Source organism: Flavobacterium saccharophilum, from assembly GCF_900142735.1.
Lineage (GTDB): Bacteria > Bacteroidota > Bacteroidia > Flavobacteriales > Flavobacteriaceae > Flavobacterium > Flavobacterium saccharophilum.
On sequence record NZ_FRBY01000001.1, the window covers coordinates 489,155 to 508,776 of the forward strand.

17 protein-coding genes are annotated in these 19,622 nt (G+C 34.6%); 8 read left to right on the plus strand and 9 right to left on the minus strand.

All coding sequences use genetic code 11. The features are described from left to right. Positions 1-90 precede the first annotated feature (90 nt). The 5 genes from BUA98_RS02030 to BUA98_RS02050 all read right to left on the minus strand — a co-directional run bounded on the left by BUA98_RS02030 (position 91) and on the right by BUA98_RS02050 (position 8,201). Positions 91-4,281, minus strand: coding sequence for a PorP/SprF family type IX secretion system membrane protein (locus BUA98_RS02030; protein WP_072969989.1), 4,191 nt, complete (start codon positions 4,279-4,281; stop codon positions 91-93). A gap of 1 nt (position 4,282) precedes the next feature. Beyond that, positions 4,283-5,743, minus strand: a complete 1,461-nt coding sequence (gene sprC, locus BUA98_RS02035; RefSeq protein WP_072969990.1) for a gliding motility protein SprC — start codon at positions 5,741-5,743, stop codon at positions 4,283-4,285. After that, positions 5,740-6,162: a hypothetical protein gene (locus BUA98_RS02040; protein ID WP_072969991.1), complete on the minus strand. Its 423-nt coding sequence runs from the start codon at positions 6,160-6,162 to the stop codon at positions 5,740-5,742. The genes sprC and BUA98_RS02040 overlap by 4 nt, the downstream gene beginning before the upstream one ends. A 101-nt stretch (positions 6,163-6,263) precedes the next feature. Further along, positions 6,264-7,556: a hypothetical protein gene (locus BUA98_RS02045; protein ID WP_072969992.1), complete on the minus strand. Its 1,293-nt coding sequence runs from the start codon at positions 7,554-7,556 to the stop codon at positions 6,264-6,266. Positions 7,557-7,748: 192 nt separating this feature from the next. Further along, the gene (locus tag BUA98_RS02050) at positions 7,749-8,201 is read right to left on the minus strand and encodes a hypothetical protein (RefSeq protein WP_072969993.1); all 453 of its coding nucleotides are present in this window, start codon (positions 8,199-8,201) and stop codon (positions 7,749-7,751) included. A gap of 436 nt (positions 8,202-8,637) precedes the next feature. Here BUA98_RS02050 and BUA98_RS02055 point away from each other — a divergent pair, with 436 nt between their 5' ends. The 4 genes from BUA98_RS02055 to recA all read left to right on the plus strand — a co-directional run bounded on the left by BUA98_RS02055 (position 8,638) and on the right by recA (position 11,901). Next, positions 8,638-9,792 (plus strand): DNA polymerase III subunit, encoded by a 1,155-nt coding sequence (locus tag BUA98_RS02055; RefSeq protein WP_072969994.1) that lies wholly within the window; start codon positions 8,638-8,640, stop codon positions 9,790-9,792. 7 nt (positions 9,793-9,799) lie between these two features. After that, a complete protein-coding gene (locus BUA98_RS02060) occupies positions 9,800-10,183 on the plus strand; it encodes a DoxX family protein (protein WP_072969995.1) in 384 nt (127 codons plus the stop codon). Between the two features lie 35 nt (positions 10,184-10,218). Continuing rightward, the gene (locus BUA98_RS02065) at positions 10,219-10,728 is read left to right on the plus strand and encodes an acyl-CoA thioesterase (protein WP_072969996.1); all 510 of its coding nucleotides are present in this window, start codon (positions 10,219-10,221) and stop codon (positions 10,726-10,728) included. Between the two features lie 165 nt (positions 10,729-10,893). Further along, a complete protein-coding gene (recA, locus tag BUA98_RS02070) occupies positions 10,894-11,901 on the plus strand; it encodes a recombinase RecA (protein ID WP_086065163.1) in 1,008 nt (335 codons plus the stop codon). Between the two features lie 556 nt (positions 11,902-12,457). Here recA and BUA98_RS02075 read toward each other — a convergent pair. After that, positions 12,458-13,207 (minus strand): lysophospholipid acyltransferase family protein, encoded by a 750-nt coding sequence (locus BUA98_RS02075; RefSeq protein ID WP_072969998.1) that lies wholly within the window; start codon positions 13,205-13,207, stop codon positions 12,458-12,460. Between the two features lie 259 nt (positions 13,208-13,466). Between BUA98_RS02075 and BUA98_RS02080 the strand changes: the two genes are divergently transcribed. The 3 genes from BUA98_RS02080 (at position 13,467) to BUA98_RS02090 (ending at position 15,446) form a co-directional block, all read left to right on the plus strand. Further along, on the plus strand, positions 13,467-13,844 hold the full coding sequence (locus BUA98_RS02080) for a GxxExxY protein (protein ID WP_072969999.1): 378 nt from the start codon (positions 13,467-13,469) through the stop codon (positions 13,842-13,844). A 196-nt stretch (positions 13,845-14,040) separates the two neighbouring features. Further along, positions 14,041-15,015 (plus strand): tryptophan--tRNA ligase, encoded by a 975-nt coding sequence (gene trpS / locus BUA98_RS02085; protein WP_072970000.1) that lies wholly within the window; start codon positions 14,041-14,043, stop codon positions 15,013-15,015. Between the two features lie 23 nt (positions 15,016-15,038). Further along, positions 15,039-15,446 carry a hypothetical protein gene (locus BUA98_RS02090; protein ID WP_072970001.1) on the plus strand — a complete coding sequence of 136 codons (408 nt, stop codon included), beginning with the start codon at positions 15,039-15,041 and terminating at the stop codon, positions 15,444-15,446. A 56-nt stretch (positions 15,447-15,502) separates the two neighbouring features. Here the strand turns inward: BUA98_RS02090 and dprA are convergent, their stop codons facing one another. Further along, entirely contained in the window at positions 15,503-16,603 is a 1,101-nt protein-coding gene (dprA, locus tag BUA98_RS02095; protein ID WP_072970002.1) for a DNA-processing protein DprA, read from the minus strand. A 258-nt stretch (positions 16,604-16,861) separates the two neighbouring features. On the opposite strand from dprA, the gene BUA98_RS02100 reads away from it, so the two are divergent. Next, the gene (locus BUA98_RS02100) at positions 16,862-17,824 is read left to right on the plus strand and encodes an HU domain-containing protein (protein WP_072970003.1); all 963 of its coding nucleotides are present in this window, start codon (positions 16,862-16,864) and stop codon (positions 17,822-17,824) included. Between the two features lie 80 nt (positions 17,825-17,904). Here BUA98_RS02100 and BUA98_RS02105 read toward each other — a convergent pair whose 3' ends face one another. Both BUA98_RS02105 and BUA98_RS02110 read right to left on the minus strand, forming a co-directional pair. Beyond that, the gene (locus tag BUA98_RS02105; protein WP_072970004.1) at positions 17,905-18,666 is read right to left on the minus strand and encodes a hypothetical protein; all 762 of its coding nucleotides are present in this window, start codon (positions 18,664-18,666) and stop codon (positions 17,905-17,907) included. Between the two features lie 167 nt (positions 18,667-18,833). Continuing rightward, positions 18,834-19,592: a hypothetical protein gene (locus BUA98_RS02110; protein WP_072970005.1), complete on the minus strand. Its 759-nt coding sequence runs from the start codon at positions 19,590-19,592 to the stop codon at positions 18,834-18,836. Positions 19,593-19,622: the final 30 nt, after the last annotated feature.

Genomic DNA, 19,622 nt, shown 5'->3' on the forward strand with positions numbered 1-19,622 from the left:
TCAAAAAATAAATTACAGCACTCTTAAACATTTATAATAATGAACCTTCTTAACTCACAAAGAAGGCTAAACTTTAAAATCTAATTTGTATTAATTCTCAACTTTTACAATAGCCATTTTTCCATTATATGGTTTGTTTCCTTTTGCTTCTAATGCCTTAGTCGCTTCTGGTAAACCGTCAAATTTTTCATAGTAGATATAATATTTACTTGTTGCTATATTGTAAAAGAAGTTAACATCTGAACGTCCGGCAGCAACTGCTTTTGTTAGGAATTCGTCTCTTTTTTCAACACTACTATGAACCGCAATAATCATATAATAACCGTTTTCAGAGTTTTTGATATTCTTGATGATCTGCATATTTGACTGATCCTCACCAAAATCAAAATCGCTTGCCGTTAATGGTGTACTACTTACTTTAGTAGTTTCCTTTATACGTTTAAGGGCAGCAATATCCTGATTATATCTTCCTTCATCATTTTCATAAGCTGCACGCTTAATTCTACGTTTTTTCTCGATCTCAGTTTCAGCCTTAATACGCTCTAAATTTGCAAGTAATGCAGCGCTATCTTGTTCCATTTGTAATTGAGCCGCTTTTAATTGGTTTATCTTTTCAAGATAAGCTTTGTTTAAAGCATCATTTTTATTTGGAACTTTTCTTAATCTTTGGTTATATAAATTGGTAAGCTTTATAAGTTCTTCTTTTGATGTTCTGTTTGCATCAGCAAGCTGTACTTTGAAAGCCTCTAACTGACTATTTTCTGCAGCAACACTCTTAAACGGTTTAGGTTCTCTGTAGATTCCTTTTTCACTTAAATCATTTTCTTCTCTAAGATCATCCAGGTCTTTTTGCTTTTTGGCCACTGTTGTTGTAAACTGTGCATAAAGCTCTTTTTGTGATGTAATTGCTGCATCTATGGCTTTTGATAAAGCCTCGATTTCTTTTGCCGAATCATCTTTTGGAGCTGACGCTGCTGCTGCTGCTGCTGCATCTGCTGCTAACTTAGCTTTCAATTCTGCTTCTTCCGCCAGTCTGGCTTGTAATGCTTCCGCATCAGCTTTAGCTTTAGCGTCGGCAGCTAATTTTAACTGAAGAGCGTCTGCATCGGCTTTGGCTTTTTCTTCTGCCTCAAGTTTAGCTCTCACAGCATCTTCCTCAGCTTTCGCTTTGGCATCAGCTGCTTGTTTTATTTTTAATGCTTCTGCATCCGCTTTGGCTTTTGCATCAGCAGCAAGTTTTGCTTGTAGTGCTACTGCATCCGCTTTTGCTTTTTCATCTGCTGCTAATTTCGCTAAACGAGCCTCTTCTGCTTCTTGTAATTGTTTTGCTTCGGCATCAGCTTTGGCTTTTGCTGTTGCTTCAGCATCTGCTTTTACTTTAGCGTCAGCAAGTAACTTAGCTTGTAAAGCCTCCATATCAGCTTTTGCTTTAGCATCAGCAGCAAGTTTTGCTTGTAATGCCTCTGCATCTGCTTTTGCCTTAGCGTCAGCAGCTAATTTTTCCTGACGAGCTGCTTCTTCTACTTTAGCTTTTTCTTCAGCCGCTTGTTGTACCCTAAGAGCTTCAGCATCTGCTTTAGCTTTCGCATCGGCAGCTAATTTTGCCTGAAGTGCCTCTGCATCCGCTTTCGCTTTAGCATCTGCAGCTAATTTCGCTTGCAATGCTTCTGCATCAGCTTTAGCTTTAGCATCAGCAGCTAATTTTGCTAAACGTGCCTCTTCTGCTTCTTGTAATTGTTTTGCTTCAGCTTCAGCTTTTGCTTTGGCAGTAGCTTCAGCATCGGCTTTAACTCTTGCATCAGCAATTAATTTTGCCTGCAATGCTTCCATATCCGCTTTAGCTTTGGCATCAGCAGCTAACTTCGCTTGCAATGCTTCTGCATCGGCTTTAGCTTTTGCATCAGCAGCTAGTTTCGCTTGTAATGCTTCTGCATCTGCTTTGGCTTTTGCATCAGCAGCTAATTTTGCTTGTAATGCTTCTGCATCTGCTTTGGCTTTTGCATCAGCAGCTAGTTTTGCCTGTAATGCTTCTGCATCTGCTTTGGCTTTTGCATCAGCAGCTAGTTTTGCCTGTAATGCTTCTGCATCTGCTTTGGCTTTTGCATCAGCAACTAGTTTCGCTTGTAATGCTTCTGCATCAGCTTTAGCTTTGGCATCAGCAACAAGTTTTGCTTGTAGTGCTTCTGCATCTGCTTTAGTTTTTGCTTCGGCAGCTAATTTTGCTTGTAATGCTTCTGCATCCGCTTTGGCTTTTGCATCAGCAGCTAGTTTTATTTTCAATGCTTCAGCATCAGCTTTAGCTTTTGCTTCGGCGGCAATTAATGCTTGTCTTGCTTCTGCATCTGCTTTGGCTTTTGCATCAGCAGCTAATTTTTCTTTTAGTGCAGCGTCTTCAGCAGCTTTTGCTTTTGCATCAGCAGCTAATTTTGCTTTATTCGCAGCATCAATACTTGCTTTCGTTTTAACTTCGGCAGCAGCTTTTGCTTTTGCATCTGCAGTAAGTTTAGCCTGATATGCATCTGAATCAGCTTTGGCTTTTGCATCTGCGGCTAAAATGGATTGAAGATCTGCGGCTTCCGCTTTTGCTTTTACATCCGCTTTTCTTTTCGCTTCTGCAGCATCAGCTTTTGCTTTTGCGTCGGCAGCTAACTTAATCTGTAGTGTTTCAGCATCAGCTTTTGCTTTGTCTGCAGCTAATTGTGCAGCTGTTTTTTGTGGCTCTTGCTTAGCAGCGGCCGCTTTCGCTTTTGCGGCTTCAGCATCGGCTTTTGATTTGTCTGCAGCTAGTTTTAATCTTAATGCTTCAGCATCTGCTTTAGATTTGTCTGCAGCTAATTGTGCCGCTGTTTTTTGTTCTCCAGTTGCTGTTTTACTTGCAGTTAATGCTTGTGCTCTCGCAGCAGCAGCAGCATCTACTTTTGCTTTATTATCTGCAGCTAATTTTATTCTACGTGCTTCAGCATCTGCTCTGGCTTTATCGGCCGCCAATTGAGCTTGTGTCTTTTGTTCTGTTGAAACTGCTTTATTCGCATTTGCTGTTTGTGCTCTCGCAGCAGCTACAGCATCGGCTTTTGCTTTCGAATCAGCAGCTAATTTTAATTTTTGTGCTTCTGCAGCATCGGCCTTAGCCTTATTGTCTGCTAATAATTTTACTCTTGCCGTTTCAGCATCTGCTTTGGCTTTTTCAGCAGCCGCCAATCTTACTTGTTGTGCTTCTGCATCTGCTTTGGCCTTTGCCTCAGCAGCTAATTTTGCTTTTTCTGCCCCATCAACTCGTGTAACTGGTGCAGTCGTTTTTTTGGCCATTACCGGTTTTGATTTTGTAGGATCAATAAGTGAACCTTCATCATCATCACCGTAATAGTAATTTTTACTTTTGAATTTATAAGCTATTACAAATTCATGGGACCCCCCTAAATTCGTAAGATCACCCATTCCTCTTTCGTAGTTATATTCAATAGCAATGCTTGGTGAAATATTTACACCAAGCCCTGCCGATATTCCGTACAATGTATTGTATCCGGCCTGTGCCCAAACTCCCTGTGGAATAGCAATCATGGCAAGCCCAGAAAGAACTGTTTTATCTTTTTTAATTTCTGTTTTTACAATTCCTGAAAATTTACTTCTGTCAAAAAAGCCATAACTATCAAGATATCCCGTATACATAGCATGCAATTCGATCGCCTTTTCCGGATCCTCTTTTACCACACCTGTACCAAAATTGTAAAGAATAAGATTGTTTACCGATAATCCGAAATCAAGCAATGCTGTACCATAATTAATACCTGGATTAACTGTAAGCAATGTATTTGAAGGATAATCTCCGTTTAAGATATTTGGATCATCAGAAACTATTTTTCCTTTATCTAAACCACTCTGATACACTCCTGCATTTAAACCAAATGTTAAGTTGCTGTCTTCCTCTAAAACGATGTTATGAGCAAAATTGACTACTCCGCCAAAAACGGTCATCAGACCATAATTTTGCTGAAATAAGCCAACTGCAAAAGCTTCGTTTTCTCTAAAACGGCCTGAGTAATTAAACAAATAAGTATTTGGCGCATCATCAAATTGAACCCATTGTCTTTTGTTATAAAAACTTACATACGGGTTGGACTCGCGAACAAAACTAAATGTCGGATTGATTAAATATCTATTGAACTTTAATGAATTTCTGATAGGTAATGAAAACGAAACAACTCCATTCTCAGAAGTTTCCTGGGAATAGAGTGAATTTGAAAAACCGTAAAATAAAGTTATGAATAGTAGGATTTTCTTCATATTATTTTATCACAGTTATTGATCCTTTTTTTTCACCTGTGTCTGATTGAATGACATAGTAGTAAACTGGATTTACATTTTTAAAATCTTTAATAAACGAATTGACCTGGGGGTCGTAATTACTTCCAACATCATCATACATAATTTCTCCATTTGAGCTCATAACTATAACCTTAGTGCTGGCTGTCTTATATACATCAGGGATGTTCCAGTATGGATAACTTCCACTTAAGCTTACTATATTAGGAATTACAGTTGTCGGAGGGGCTGGTCCGGTAACTTTAAAAAGAAATTCCTTTGTGTCAATACACCCTGAAGCCTGCGAAATTTTAACTTTATAATTACCTACTGCGGCTACCAAATAGTTATTTGATGTTGCACCTGCAATACTATTATCATTTAAAAACCATTCATAAGTTGGAGTAGTTGCATCTGTTGTAACACTAACATTTAAAGTCTCTCCTTCTTTAAGTTCAACTGTATCGGCAACATCAATACTGGCAGTAAAACTATTACTGGTAAGATTGATAGATCCTGAAGCTTTACAACCACCAAAATCAACTTCTACAGAATATGTACCTGATTCATTAGTTGTATAAGTACGAGTACTAACTCCATTAATAATTACACCATCTTTCCTCCATACATAACTATTTCCAGAAGTAGCCGTTAAGACTGTTCCTGATCCATTAGCACAAAATGGGTTTCCTAAACTTGAATCAACTGTAACTGAAGAACCAGAAGCAGAAGTAGAAACAGTAACACGATTTGAATACGATTCAGAAGTACAAGTTCCGTAATTTGTTTCAACGTAATAAACACCCTCAGCAGTAACACTATAACTTGGTCCCGTAGCTCCTGCCATAAGAGTTGGAGGTGTAGAAACACCATTGTCCTTATACCAGTTATAGGTCAAAAAAGAATACTTTAACGGAGAGTCATTCGGCGGGGTTGTAGAGTCTGGATCGATAGTTAACAAAATACTACCTCCGGAACAAAAGGTTGCTGTTCCGTTAAAATTGTTTATTGTATATTGTCGATCATGTGCTTTGTAATAAATAGGAAAAGCATTCTTTAAAGCAAATGAAACAAATTTACTACTTGAAAAACCAGTTGTTGAAACTCTAAGACTGTATGTGTCAGATCCTGGAAGATCAGAGGGAACTGCAAATTTTATAGTTTTTTGATTAACCGCAGGATCTGAAACTGATATCGTTCTTGCAGTAATAATTGTTGTAAAATTATTAGTTGAAAGCTCTACCACGAAAACAGTTTCTGCTGGAAAACCAGAATACGTAAAAGTTGCATTATACTCCGTTGCATTATCTGCACAAATTCTGTCAAACGATAAAACTTGTGGGTTTATAGCTTTGACCTGTGCATAGGTATTCGTTTTAGTACATAAGATGATACCAAAAAAAAGGAAAAAACGCAATAAAGTTAAAGTAGTTTTTTGAATCATATAGTACGAGTTCTTGCTAAGTCTATATCTTCAAAAAACAGAATATCGATAAATGTTTCAGAAAAGTCATATTTATAGTTTTCGATAATGTCCTTTGCAAGAACAGAATAAAAAGCTGTAATCGATGAATTCTCCTGACAATTTGTAGTAGATTGAGTGTTCGCTTCAGTCGCTATAGAAAGGCTATCCTTGGGGATGGATAGCCCTGCTATTAACTGATTAGAATTATCATCTAATTTACTGATACGTTTATCAGCTATATCATTATTTTGGTTTAAAACAATTGACGCGGTTCTGTCGCATTTTGCAGTAAAAGAAGCTGTTTTGCTAGCCTCTGTGCTTTGTGCATGTAAACTTAACGCAATAGGAGATACCAAAAATATTATATAAATAAAATACTTTTTTATAGTTGGGGCCATTATGTTTTGATCTTTATTTAGTCCGGTATTAGACGATACATAAATTGTGTCTGGGGACTTTATTAATAAAATTTACGCTCTAAAATAAAAATCGAAATCAATTATTTGTTACCGCTAGACGCTGTGATTTTTCCTAATTGTAATCTGAAATCCGGCTTTTTAGGATTGAAAATATCAATGAATGTTTCTTTGTTATCACTTTGTGCCATAACATTGAAAAACACAGGATTTCCGTACCAGCTTTCTAAATCTTCATTGTTAGAATTGTATTCTGTAAAGATGTTTCCATTACATAGGTTAAAATACATTTCTTCAATTTTGATTTTCTTAAGATTAGCATCGTTAATCTCTGTTTTACTGTCTAATAAAACAGCAGGATTAAATCCAGAGATTACGCTTCTTTTCATTTCTAGTGAAGCAGTTTCAGCAACATAAATTGCCTCTTTTACTAAACCAGCCTGAATATCAGCTTTGATGTTCTCACTGTCGTTAAGCATTGTAATATTTGTGGCTACAACTAAAGTTTGTTTTTTAGTAAAATCAGTTTCATTTTTCTTTTCGAATGATTTTACTTCCATGCAACGAGATCCGTCTTTATTACTTGATAAATAAGAAGATCTTACTGCTAATGAGTTATATAAACGACATTGTACACCTTGAGTAAATTTGTAATCGTCGTTGATTGATTTATAAGAAACTAATTTAGTAGCGTTAAAATCACCTCCAAAGAAAGCGAATGAGTCACCACCAGAATAGCTAACCATTACGTTTTCAACAACTGTTTTGCTTCCAACACCCGCAAGAGTTAAACCATTGAAAGTATCAGCTCCTTTTACTTTTTTTCCAGCAAATTCAATTCTCACAAATCTTAAAATTCCTGAGTTTCCAGCAACATTGTCACCACCATAAGTAGTAAGCGTTGGATCAAGATCTAAGTTATAAGAACCTACATTTCCAAATTTGTTGATTGGAGCATCACCAAGAATTACAACTCCACCCCAGTCTCCAGCTTTTTTCTGGCTGCGGTTTGATGTAAATACGATTGGATCAGTTTCTAAACCGTCTGCAATAATTTGCGCACCTTTTGTAACTACCAATGTTCCTTTTGTTTCGAAATCACCAATAATTAAAGTTCCAGGCTCGATTGTTAAAACAGCATTGTTTGTAACATAAACGTTTCCTTGCAAAACATAAATATTCCTCTTCAGCAATTTAGTATTAACAGAAATGTTTCCTGCTAAAATTTGGTTTGCTTCTCCATACTCTACTTTGTTAGGCTTAAATTCGGTCCAGTTGTTCAACCAATTAGTGTAGCCCATAATTCCTTTCTCTTGTTGAGCACTCATTGCAGTAACTGTCAAAAGCACGCAGATCATTTGAGTAATTTTTTTCATGATAGGGGGTATTACGGTTAATAATAAATTTGGGTATGCGTAAATGATAAAAACTCATCTCTGGTTTTCTGATCTTATTCAGAACACATCGAGAACGAGTTATTGTTTTTATCTCTTTCAAAATTTAACGTTATGAAAATCTAGCTCATTTACGTAAAGACTTTGAAAAAGGTTTTAAAAAATATTTTTTTATTACATCTCGTTCAAATCGTTGAATTCGTGCAATGATTTCAATGTGCTTTCGTAAAATAAAATAGCAGCGATCAGATTCCCTTTGTCTGAATAAGGCATCATTTTTCTCTGAAATTCTACTGTTGTATCTAAGAATGTTGTTGTTCCGATAGCTTGGTTATCCAACACTTTTTTGTGTTCAGAATCGTCTGGAATACCTAAATCTGCCATCGTAACACCTGGTTTGGTAACCAAAGCAATGTAAGGGAGAGTTTTTACTAAAACTTTAATACGCTCAATGTATAATTCCAAAAGCTCACCTTTTTGCATACCACTCAATTCTTTTTGGTCATGGTATTTACGAATAAGAGCCGTTGTACTAATTATACTTCTCGGAGCATTTTTTGCCTGTGCTGAAATAGCTCCGGTTGTCAATAAAAAAAGTGCACTAAATAAAATAATTTTCCCTTTCATAGATTCTTATTTATAGTTGTTATTGATGAAAACAAAAATATATAAATTAACTTAAATTGCAACTTTATTGATTTCTTTTTTCAAAAAAAATCCTTAAAAAAAACTTAAAATTCAGTCTTATGTCGAGAAAATGTGCGTTTTAACGAGCTTTTTGTTAAAAACGTTAAAGCCAAAACTGTAAGATATTACACATGACAATTCTTGGTTTTTACAAAATTATAGCCAAAAAAAAACCATAATTATCAATTTTTAAAAAAAACTATTAACAAAATATTCTTAATATCTCTCTCAATTAATCCCTTTATTAACAAAAGCTGAGATCAAAAACAAAAAAAATTAAGTTAAAAACCTTTCATAAAAAGCAGAAATAAAAAGTAGCCTTATAAACTTTTTCCCGAAAATTTTTGACTACATCATTTTCTTATATCTTTGCTTCATGCAATTTTCACAAATTTTAGGTCAGGATTACATCAAAAGTCACTTGATAAAAAGTGCTGCTTCAGGACGAATTCCGCATGCACAATTATTCATTGGACCAGAAGGAAGTGGTACATTATCTACCGCCATTGCTTACGCGCAGTATATTTTATGCAACAACACCGGAAACGAAAACGGAAACGAAAACGGAAACGATTCCTGCAATCTGAAGTTTCAAAACATTTCACATCCCGATTTGCATTTTATATATCCGACAGTTACTACAGAAGATGTAAAAACAAAACCAAAGAGCTTAGATTTTATTCAGGACTGGCGAACTTTTATTCAGGAAATGCCTTATGGAGGTTTATTTGACTGGTATAAAATGCTTGGCGTTCAAAACAAACAAGGAGAAATTCGTGTTGAAGATGCTCAGGAAGTTTTAAAATCACTTTCGTTAAAATCATACGAAGGCGGTTATAAAATTATGATTATCTGGATGGCCGATAAAATGAATATCGCCGCTTCAAATAAATTATTAAAACTCTTAGAAGAACCATCAGATAAAACCATTTTTATTCTGATTTCTGAAAATGAAGAAGATATTATACAAACCATTCGATCTCGTTGTCAGGTAATTCACTTTAATGGTTTACCAGAAAGAGTAATTGCTGAAGCATTAGTTTCTCAGGAAAATATCGATGCAAATCTGGCAAAAAAAATTGCACATCAGGCACAGGGAAATTTCAACAAGGCAGTTTCCTTATTAAAAGAAGATGATTCGGAATATCCTTTTGAGCAATGGTTTGTCAATTGGGTTCGTGCCGCATTTAGGGCAAAAGGAAATGCCGCTGCCATTCAGGACTTAATTACCTGGAGTGAAGAAATTGCAGGGCTTGGACGCGAAAGCCAGAAAAAATTCATTCAGTTTTGTATTGAAATGTTCAGACAGGCGCTTTTGTTAAATTATGAAGCTCCTAGTTTAGTTTACATTGAACCAAGAGTCGACAAGTTTAAACTCGAAAATTTTGCTCCTTTTGTAAACGGGAATAACATTCATGATATTTTCAAAGAACTTTCAGATGCCATGTATCACATTGAAAGAAACGGAAATGCAAAAATAATTTTAACTGATTTATCTATAAAACTGACTCGTTTAATTCATAAAAAATAATTTTCAAATGAATAATGTTGCCTCAATTTTACTGTTAGCTTTTTTGGCCTTAACTTTTTTACAATCAGGCTACGAAAAAATTTTTTACTGGAAAGATAATGTAGAATGGCTCAAAGGGCATTTTGCCAAAACTCCATTAAAAAACCAAGTGCCACTTGCGTTAGCACATCTTTTAGTTTTAGAATTAATTTCCGGAGTTTTATGTGTTGTCGGCGCCATACAATTATTAACAAATAGTGGTCGTGAATTTGGTTTTTATGGCGCTATTTTTTCATGCATTTCTTTATTAATGATGCTTTTCGGACAACGATTGGCTAAAGATTATGATGGCGCAAGAACCATTGTAATATATTTTATTCCAGCCGTTATGGCTGTTTATTGGTTGAATTAATCAGCCGCTTTATTTTAAATTTTACATTATAAAAAATGAATCCAAAACATCCTTCAGAATCGCTGACTATATTAACTGATTTAGTTTTACCGAGCGAAACAAATCCTTTAAACAACCTTTTTGGTGGTGAATTATTAGCCCGTATGGATCGCGCCGCCAGTATTGCTGCCCGTAGACATTCACGCCGAATTGTAGTAACAGCATCTGTAAATCACGTTGCTTTTAACAGAGCCATTCCCCTTGGAGCCGTAGTCACAATAGAAGCAAAGGTTTCCAGATCTTTTAAAAGTTCTATGGAAGTTTTTATTGATGTTTGGGTAGAAGACCGTGAATCCGGAAGCAGAACCAAAGCTAACGAAGCAATTTATACTTTTGTTGCAGTAGATGATAGCGGAAGACCAGTAGAAGTTCCTGCAATTATACCGCAAACCGACTTAGAAATTCAGCGTTTTGAAGCTGCTTTACGTCGTAAACAATTGAGTTTACTGCTTGCCGGAAAAATAAAACCAGCCGAAGCTACAGAATTAAAAGCGCTATTTTTATAGTGCATTTTGATACAATTTGGAACAATGAAACTTCAAAAAAAAGAAGTATTTTTACAAAATTACAAGCCTGATACAAATCTAAGTCAGTACGATATTTAATTTCTGATTTGTTTTGAGAATGAAAGAATTATAAAAATTTAGATGAAAGAAAAAGAAAAAAAAGAGATGAGTTCAGAGAAAGATGCCAAATTAAAAGCGTTACAACTTACGCTTGACAAACTAGATAAGACTTACGGAAAAGGTACCGTAATGAAAATGGGCGATAAAGCCATTGTAGAAGTTGAAACTATTTCTTCAGGTTCTCTTGGTGTAGATTTAGCGCTTGGAGTAAACGGTTATCCAAAAGGAAGAATTATCGAAATATACGGACCGGAATCTTCTGGTAAAACAACTTTAACTTTACACGCAATTGCCGAAGCTCAAAAAGCTGGTGGAATAGCTGCTTTTATAGATGCAGAACACGCTTTTGACAGAAATTATGCTGAAAAATTAGGCGTTGATATCGAAAACTTAATCATTTCTCAACCAGACAATGGGGAACAAGCATTGGAAATTGCTGAAAACTTAATTCGTTCAGGAGCAATTGATATTGTGGTTATTGACTCGGTTGCTGCCTTGACTCCAAAAAGTGAAATCGAAGGTGAAATGGGAGATTCTAAAATGGGTCTTCATGCACGTTTGATGTCTCAGGCTTTGAGAAAATTAACGGGAACAATCAGTAAAACAAACTGTACTGTTTTCTTCATCAACCAGTTGAGAGAGAAAATTGGTGTTATGTTTGGAAATCCTGAAACTACAACGGGTGGTAATGCCTTAAAATTCTACGCTTCTGTACGTTTAGATATTCGTCGTTCTTCTCAAATTAAAGATGGAGAAAACGTAATTGGAAACAGAACTAAAGTAAAAGTGGTTAAAAACAAAGTAGCTCCGCCTTTTAAAACTGCCGAATTCGACATTATGTATGGAGAAGGTGTTTCTAAAACAGGAGAAATTCTTGACTTGGCTGTTGAATTTGATATCGTTAAAAAAGCAGGATCCTGGTTCAGTTATGGCGATACTAAATTAGGTCAGGGTCGTGATGCTGTAAAAGCTTTAATTAAAGACAATCCGGAATTGGCTGATGAATTAGAAGCTAAAATTAAAGCACATATCAAAGAATTAGCAAACGCATAATTCATATATAAGTCACCTTAAAACAAGACTTTACATTCTAACCCGACAAGACTTAAAACTTGTCGGGTTTTTTATTTTAAAAAAAAATTAAAATATGACGCAACCTTTTAAAACTAATTCATCTTATAAAGAGACATAAGAGTTTGGTACTTAATAGGTACCCAATTTGAAGGTTTTTAGAATAAATTTGGTTGATTTGTTTTAAATAAAAATCCGTTGGCTTGTTTGGTGCTGACGGGTTTTTATTCTTTTAACAAAAATGATTTCATTTCGACGCAACCTTTTTCATTTTTCACTATCTGTAATATTGTAACATTAACTTGAGTTGTAACTAAAACTCTTTATTATCAACCTTAAGATTTTTTTATTATGAAAGAGAAACTAGAAGTGTTGTTGAATAAAAACCGTAAAAAAACCAGGCTAAAATTTAAAAAAGTATTACGATTTATTTCAGAAAAAATTATCCACAGATAAGTTTTTGAATATAAAATGGGGGGTTTTAATTCAAAAGAAAAGCCGACTAATTATTACAATTAGTCGGCTTTTAAATTATTCTTTAATTTTTTACTTTTTGAAACTCGAGTAAACCTTTGTAGATGACTTGTCTCACTTTATCCCGAAGTTCTTTCCTGCTTTCTCCGGTTAATCCTTTAGTTTCTATAAAAGGTAATATTTTTACACGCATTTTTCCAGGGCTACCACTTAAAAAAGTATAGGAGAATCTTTCCTTGTTGTCCGGATAAACAATCGGAACAATGGGAATTTGATGATCAATCGCTAAACGAAAAGCGCCGTCTTTAAATTCATCCAATAAAATACTTTCATCGTTTGGAACTCCTCCTTCCGGAAAAATACAAATACTAAGTCCTTGATTAAGTCTGCTTTGTGCCCTTTTAAAAACTTCATTCTTACTTCTTGAAGAATTTCTATCAACCAAAATACAAGTTCTTTTATAGAAAAATCCAAATAACGGAATCTTAACCAGCTCTTTCTTTCCAACAAAAACAAACGGATTTCGCACCACCGCTAATGTCAGCATAATATCTGTCATTGAAGTATGATTCGCGACTATCATATAACTCTTTCCTTTTTCGAGTTTCTGTTGGCGTTCGACTAAGTAATAGAACCCCATCCCAAAAAGGATGAATTTAGCCCAAATGCGGGCCATTTTAAAGAAATAGGGATATCCACTCTCAGATATAATCGAAATCAGCAGAAATGGCAGCATAATCAATATCGGAATGGCCATTACAACGTAAAACCAAATGCGCCACAAAATCCAAAAAACAATCTTAATTCCTTTCATGGTTTCAAATGTAAGAAAAGCGAAACGAATTTTAATAAAGATTTTTTTTAAGCGCGAAATCTATAGTTTTTTAACGCAAAGTGCACTAAGAATTTTCGCAAAGGAAGGAAGTTAAAATAGTATAATAGAATTGCTTTGCAATAAGTTCGGGGAGGATGGATGTACCTGATCCTTTAATTGTTTGCTTATTTAATTAATTAAAATTTAATAAGAAATTAATTATTAAATTTACACATTGTTTAAAAAGACTCACACACAAATGACAGAAAACGAAATATCAAATATTATAATTGGACTCGCAATTGAAATTCACAAAAAACTTGGGCCTGGTTTATTAGAGAATGTGTATAAAGAATGTTTGTTTTATAAAATTACGCAACGCGGACTTCTGGTAGAAAAAGAGAAAGCAATGCCTTTAACTTTTGAAGAAGTTAAACTTGATTGTGGGTACCGAATTGATTTGCTTGTTGAAAACAAATTTCTAATCGAAATAAAAAGCGTACAATCACTTAGCGTTAATCATTTAGCACAAACATTGACTTATTTAAAACTTGGAAATTACAAATTAGGCCTACTCATAAATTTTAGTGAAACACTTTTAAAAAACGGAATCAGAAGAGTTGTAAACAACTTATAAATAAAGCTTTGCGAACTTATTGCAAAGCAATCATTCAAAGTAATTCACCTTCTTTCCTTTGCGAAAATCCTTCGCGCGCTTTGCGTTAAAAAAACTTGCCAAAAACTTTTCTAAAAAATTTGGTAAAATCTTTACGGGCTTTGCGGTTAAAAAAAACATCACGACCTTTGCTTTTTAAAGATCAAGAAAAACTAGAATGGCAAAAATACTAACTGGTGTTCAGAGTACTGGAACGCCACACTTGGGAAATTTATTAGGAGCAATCATACCTGCAATTGAATTATCGAATAATCCTGCAAACGAATCTTATTTGTTTATCGCTGATTTACATTCGATTACACAAATTAAAGACGGCAAAACATTAAGAGAAAATACTTATAGCACCGCAGCGGCATGGCTTGCTTGTGGTTTAAACCCAGATAAAGTTACTTTTTACAGACAATCTGATGTGACTCAAACAGCCGAATTAACCTGGTATTTAAGTTGCTTTTTTCCTTTCCAAAGATTGACTCTGGCACATTCTTTCAAAGATAAATCAGATCGTTTAGACGATGTTAATGCCGGACTTTTTACTTATCCGATGTTAATGGCTGCCGATATTTTATTGTATGATGCTGAATTTGTTCCTGTTGGAAAAGATCAATTACAACATTTAGAAATTACGCGTGATGTTGCTTCGCGTTTCAACCATCAGATGGGAGAAACTTTTGTAATTCCTGAGGCTAAAATACAAGAAGACAGTATGTTGATTCCGGGAACAAATGGCGGAAAAATGAGTAAATCTGCCAATAATATTATCAATATTTTCCTGGATGATAAAGTGTTGCGTAAGCAGGTAATGAGTATTGAAACCGATAGTACACCACTTGAAGAACCAAAAAATCCAGATACCTGTAACGCTTTTGCGATCTATTCTTTATTAGCAACTGAAGAACAAATTGCGGAAATGAGAGCAAATTATTTAGGTGGAAATTACGGTTACGGTCACGCCAAACAAGCTTTGTTTGAATTGATTACCGAAAAGTTTAAAACCGAAAGAGAAAAATACAATTACTACATAAAAAACCTTGAAGAGGTTGATGCCTTATTGAAAAAAGGTGCTGAAAAAGCTTCTGTTGTTGCCGATGGTGTTTTGGCCAAAGTTCGAGAAGTTCTTGGATTTGGAAAATAATCATTCTTTAAAATATTGAAATTATGACAAAAGAAGATGCAATAGAAGAATTAATGTACCAAAGCGCCCAACATGAAAATATAACCAGTGAAAGATGGCAAAATGGTTTTCTCGGTCAATTACGTCCATTTAACAGAATTCTACATGAAGAAAATTATCATTTAATTATGCAGGCTTTGAAAGTTTTGGCACCAGAATTAGAAAAAGATTTTGTAGATAAAAAAATAATCTCTTCTGTTTGGGGAATTTGTCATTACGCAAGAATGTGGGCACTTTATCCTGAAGGAATGTTACAAAGTAATAATTTGATTACTAACGAACAAATATCAAAAATTGATGATTGGTTAGTTGATATATCATATACTGCTTCTTGCCTTCTTGAAGGTGCTATAGAGGAAGCTTTTTGGAATTATAAAGAACCCGATAATTAAGTGGAGATTCAAAACTGAACGGATATAATAGAACGGTTCTATTTGGCTTTTTTTAATCAAATTGCTTCAAACAATTTCCCTGGCAAAGGCCGAATTACTCCTTTAAGTTCCATATTTAAAAGGAGACCTGAGATTTTATAAATCGGAAAATCACATTGAAGTGCAATAACATCCAGTAATTCTTTTCCGTTCTTGAGCAGGAAATCATAAATCTTTTGCTCTTCTACTTCTAATTCTACAAACAATTGTTTCTGTACGGGTTTTGACTTGTTTTCAATGTCCCAATTCAACACATAAACCAAATCTGCAGCGCTTGTCAGAACGTTTGCTTTTTGCGTTTTGATCAAATCATTACAGCCCTGGCTGTACTTGTCTGTAACACGCCCTGGAACGGCAAAAACGTCGCGGTTATAATCATTCGCCAAGTTGGCCGTGATCAAAGACCCACCTTTATCTGCAGATTCGATTACAATTGTGGCTTCTGTCATTCCGGCCACAATACGATTTCGACGTACAAATTTCTCCTTATCCGGATTTGAGGAACTCCAGAATTCGGTTATGAATCCACCATTTTCTTCCATTCTGGCAATATATTTTTTGTGCGTTTTGGGATAAATCTGATTCAGGCCGTGTGCCAAAACTCCAATAGTCTGTAAGTTATTATCCATCGCCAATTGATGTGCAACAATATCAACGCCGTAAGCAAAACCACTAACGATTACAGGCTCAAGCGGCGCCAAATCTTCAATAAATTTTTTACAGAATTCCATTCCGTATGAGGTAATCTGCCTTGTTCCGACAATACTGATTAACTTTTTGTTTTTTAAATTAATATTTCCAGAGGTAAAGATCAAAACAGGAGAATCTATACAATGTTTGAGTCGATCGGGATAATGTTCATCCTGAAAAAAAGAAACATTTATAGCGTTCGATTTAATAAATTCTAATTCTTTATTCGCTTTTTCAAAGACAGTCTTATCTTTTAGATTCCGTAACAAAACCGAACCAACTCCATCAATGCCAGCAATTTGATTACTTTTTACTTTGAAAATAGCTTCAGAATTCCCAAAATGCGTCAATAATTTTTTGGCCATAATATCACCAATGCCATCTACTTTTAATAAGGCTAATAAATAAAATAATTCCTGGTCTGACATGGCTTCGAAAAAGATTATTGAAAGGATAAAAAATATCTTTTAAAAACAAATTATTTTGAAATTAAAAGAAGCGCAAATATATAAATTAGAAGTAAATTCTTATAAAAAAATAAATATTAAAGATTTCGCACCAGTTTTGACAAAAAGCTACTTTTATTTAAGTAACTGAAAACTAATTGTCTATAAAATTATCAGAATTGTTAATAAAAATTGTGAATAAAATTTTGATAACTATATTGGATGTATAACTTTGTTACTATGAAAATCGAAACTTATATAGCACAGTTATTGTATCGTTATCAGTGTGTAACGGTTCCAGGGTTTGGAGCATTTTTAACCGAAATTCAATCGGCGCAGCTTAATTCAAGTACAAATTCGTTTTCTCCACCGAGAAAAACGATCGCATTTAACAGTCTTTTGAAAAACAATGATGGTTTGTTGGCAAATCACATCGCGCTAACAGAAAAAACATCATATGGATTTGCTGTAAGTGCTATTGCATTTGAAGTCTTAAGCTGGCAAAAGACGTTAGAGGAATCTGGTGTTTTAAATATCAAAAACATCGGTGATATTCGTCTAAATGCCGATAATAATATGGTTTTCACTCCAAGTGATCAAACTAATTATCTAACGAGTTCTTTCGGTCTTAGTCCGTTTGTTGCTCCTATGGTAAAAAGAGAAATTTTTGAGAAAAAAATACAGGAAATTGAAGAATCGAAAGTATATCAATTACACGATTCTGAAGAGGAATCAAGATCTTCAAATTCGTTACTGAAATACGCGGCAATTTTTGTTTTAGGCCTTGGAATTACAGGAAGCATCGGTTATCCTTTGTACCAAAATCAGATAACTACAAAAACACTTGTAGTAGAAAATGCGGTTCAGAAAAAAGTAGAGAATAAAATTCAGGAAGCTACATTCTTTATTGAGAATCCTTTGCCTGCAGTAACTTTATCTGTCGATTCTGCAAAAACAGAAGTTGTAAAAGTCATGCCTTATCATATTATGGCTGGTGCATACAGAAGTGAAGAAAATGCAAGAAAAGCGTATAATCAACTGATTAAAGATGGTTATGAGGCCCGAATGCTTGGTGAAAACAAGCACGGCTTATTCCCGGTTTTATACGGAAGTTATGCTACAATGTCTGAAGCTCAAAAAGCACAAAAAGAAATACAAAAAGGTGAAAATCCAGATGCCTGGATTCTAGTCGAAAATTTATAACATTCAAAAAGCCTAATCAGAAGATTAGGCTTTTTTTTTAATTTATTCCTTAAAAACCTGTTTCATGTGGAACAGGTTTTTTATTTGGCAATTATCTTAGCGTTCTGAGAAAGAATCACCTTACCGCCCTGATAAATAGTTAGTTTCGCCGGAGGCTCATTTTTTTCGCCAGCTACTATAAAGGCACATTCATATGTATAATTTTCCTTCTTAAATTCATATTGATGGTTTCCTCCGCTCCCTTCTACAACAAAATTCCCTCTATAAATTATCAAATCAGGTTTTTCACTCATCGCCCTCTCAATTGGCCAGGAAACATAACGATAATTCTCATTTCCCAGATTATCAATTCTGATTCTGAATTTTTCTGTTTCCAGAACACAGACCGGTTTTAGAAAAAAGGCAATACTGGAATCCAGTTCCTTCTTTTGAGCAGCAATCAGTTTCTTTTTGAGGTCAATCTCTGCTTTTGATTGGTAATTAACACTGGTCAAACGTCCGTCAAAATCCATCCAGACATTACCTTTATTTAGCATTATACCACGCCAATCCATATCAGTCCAATCTTTTGCGGGATCCGATTTTGTAATTTCATTTTTTAAAGTGGTATCGAAAATTTCATCATAACGTTTGATAAAATCAGCTTTATCAAGAACATCTGGTATTGGATATTCACGTTTTAAAGGATAAGCAACCATGTCCGCAATAGCGTCTTTCTTATCACTTTTAATGGTATCGATAAGGCTTTTTATACATTTTTGATACTCAGGTTTTACCGTTTGAGCTGAAACGAAACCACACAAAAACAGTACTAAAACCAGAAACAGATTTACTTTTTTCATATTAAAAACACTTTAATTGATTATTAATCTGATTATTAAGTTCCAAATATAAAAGTAATTAATTTATGTCTTCACATAAAAAACTTTAAGGTTATAACGCATTAATTCAGCTCATTATTATTTTGATAAAAACCAAAAAACCTGTTCCACATGAAACAGGTTCTTTCTTATTTGGTCACTATTTTTGCGTTTTGATTGAGTATCTCTTTTCCATTCTGTGAGATTGATAAATAAGCCGGAGGAGAATCATCTGTACCAATCACAATGATATAACATTCATACAAATAAGCATCTTTTTTAAATTCGTAATGGCTATTACCTCCACTTCCATCTGAGATCCATTTTCCGTTAGTGATTATCAAATTAGGCTTTTGACTCATAGGCTTTTTAATGGCCCAGGAAGCATATCTGTAATTATCGTTTCCTAAGTCATCAATTCTAACTCTAAATTTAGAAGTTTCTAAAACATAAACCGGAGCTTTAAAAATGGCTATTGATGGGTGTAGTTTTCCTTTTTCGCCTGCAATCAATTTGTTTTTAAGATCTTTCTCGGCCTGCGATTGGTAATTTATTGTACTTACTTTGCCGGTTGTATCCATCCAAATATCACCCTGACCTAGCATAATGCCACGCCAACCCATTTCAAACCAATCTTTTGCGGGATTTGAACTTATGATTTCCTTCTTCAGCGTTGCATCAAAAATTTGGTCGTATCTTTTTATAAAATCGGCTTTATTTTTAACGGCAGGAATTGGATATTCTCTTCCAAGCGGATAACGAATAAAAGCTGCCACTCCTTCTTTGTTGTTACTTTTTATATTGGCAATAAAGCTTTTAACGAATTTTTGATAGGCTGGTTTTAAATCCTGACCGGAAATATTTTGAATGCCTAAAGCAAAAAATATGATGTAAATTATCTTTCTCATAATTTTCTATTTTACATAATGTTTGAATGA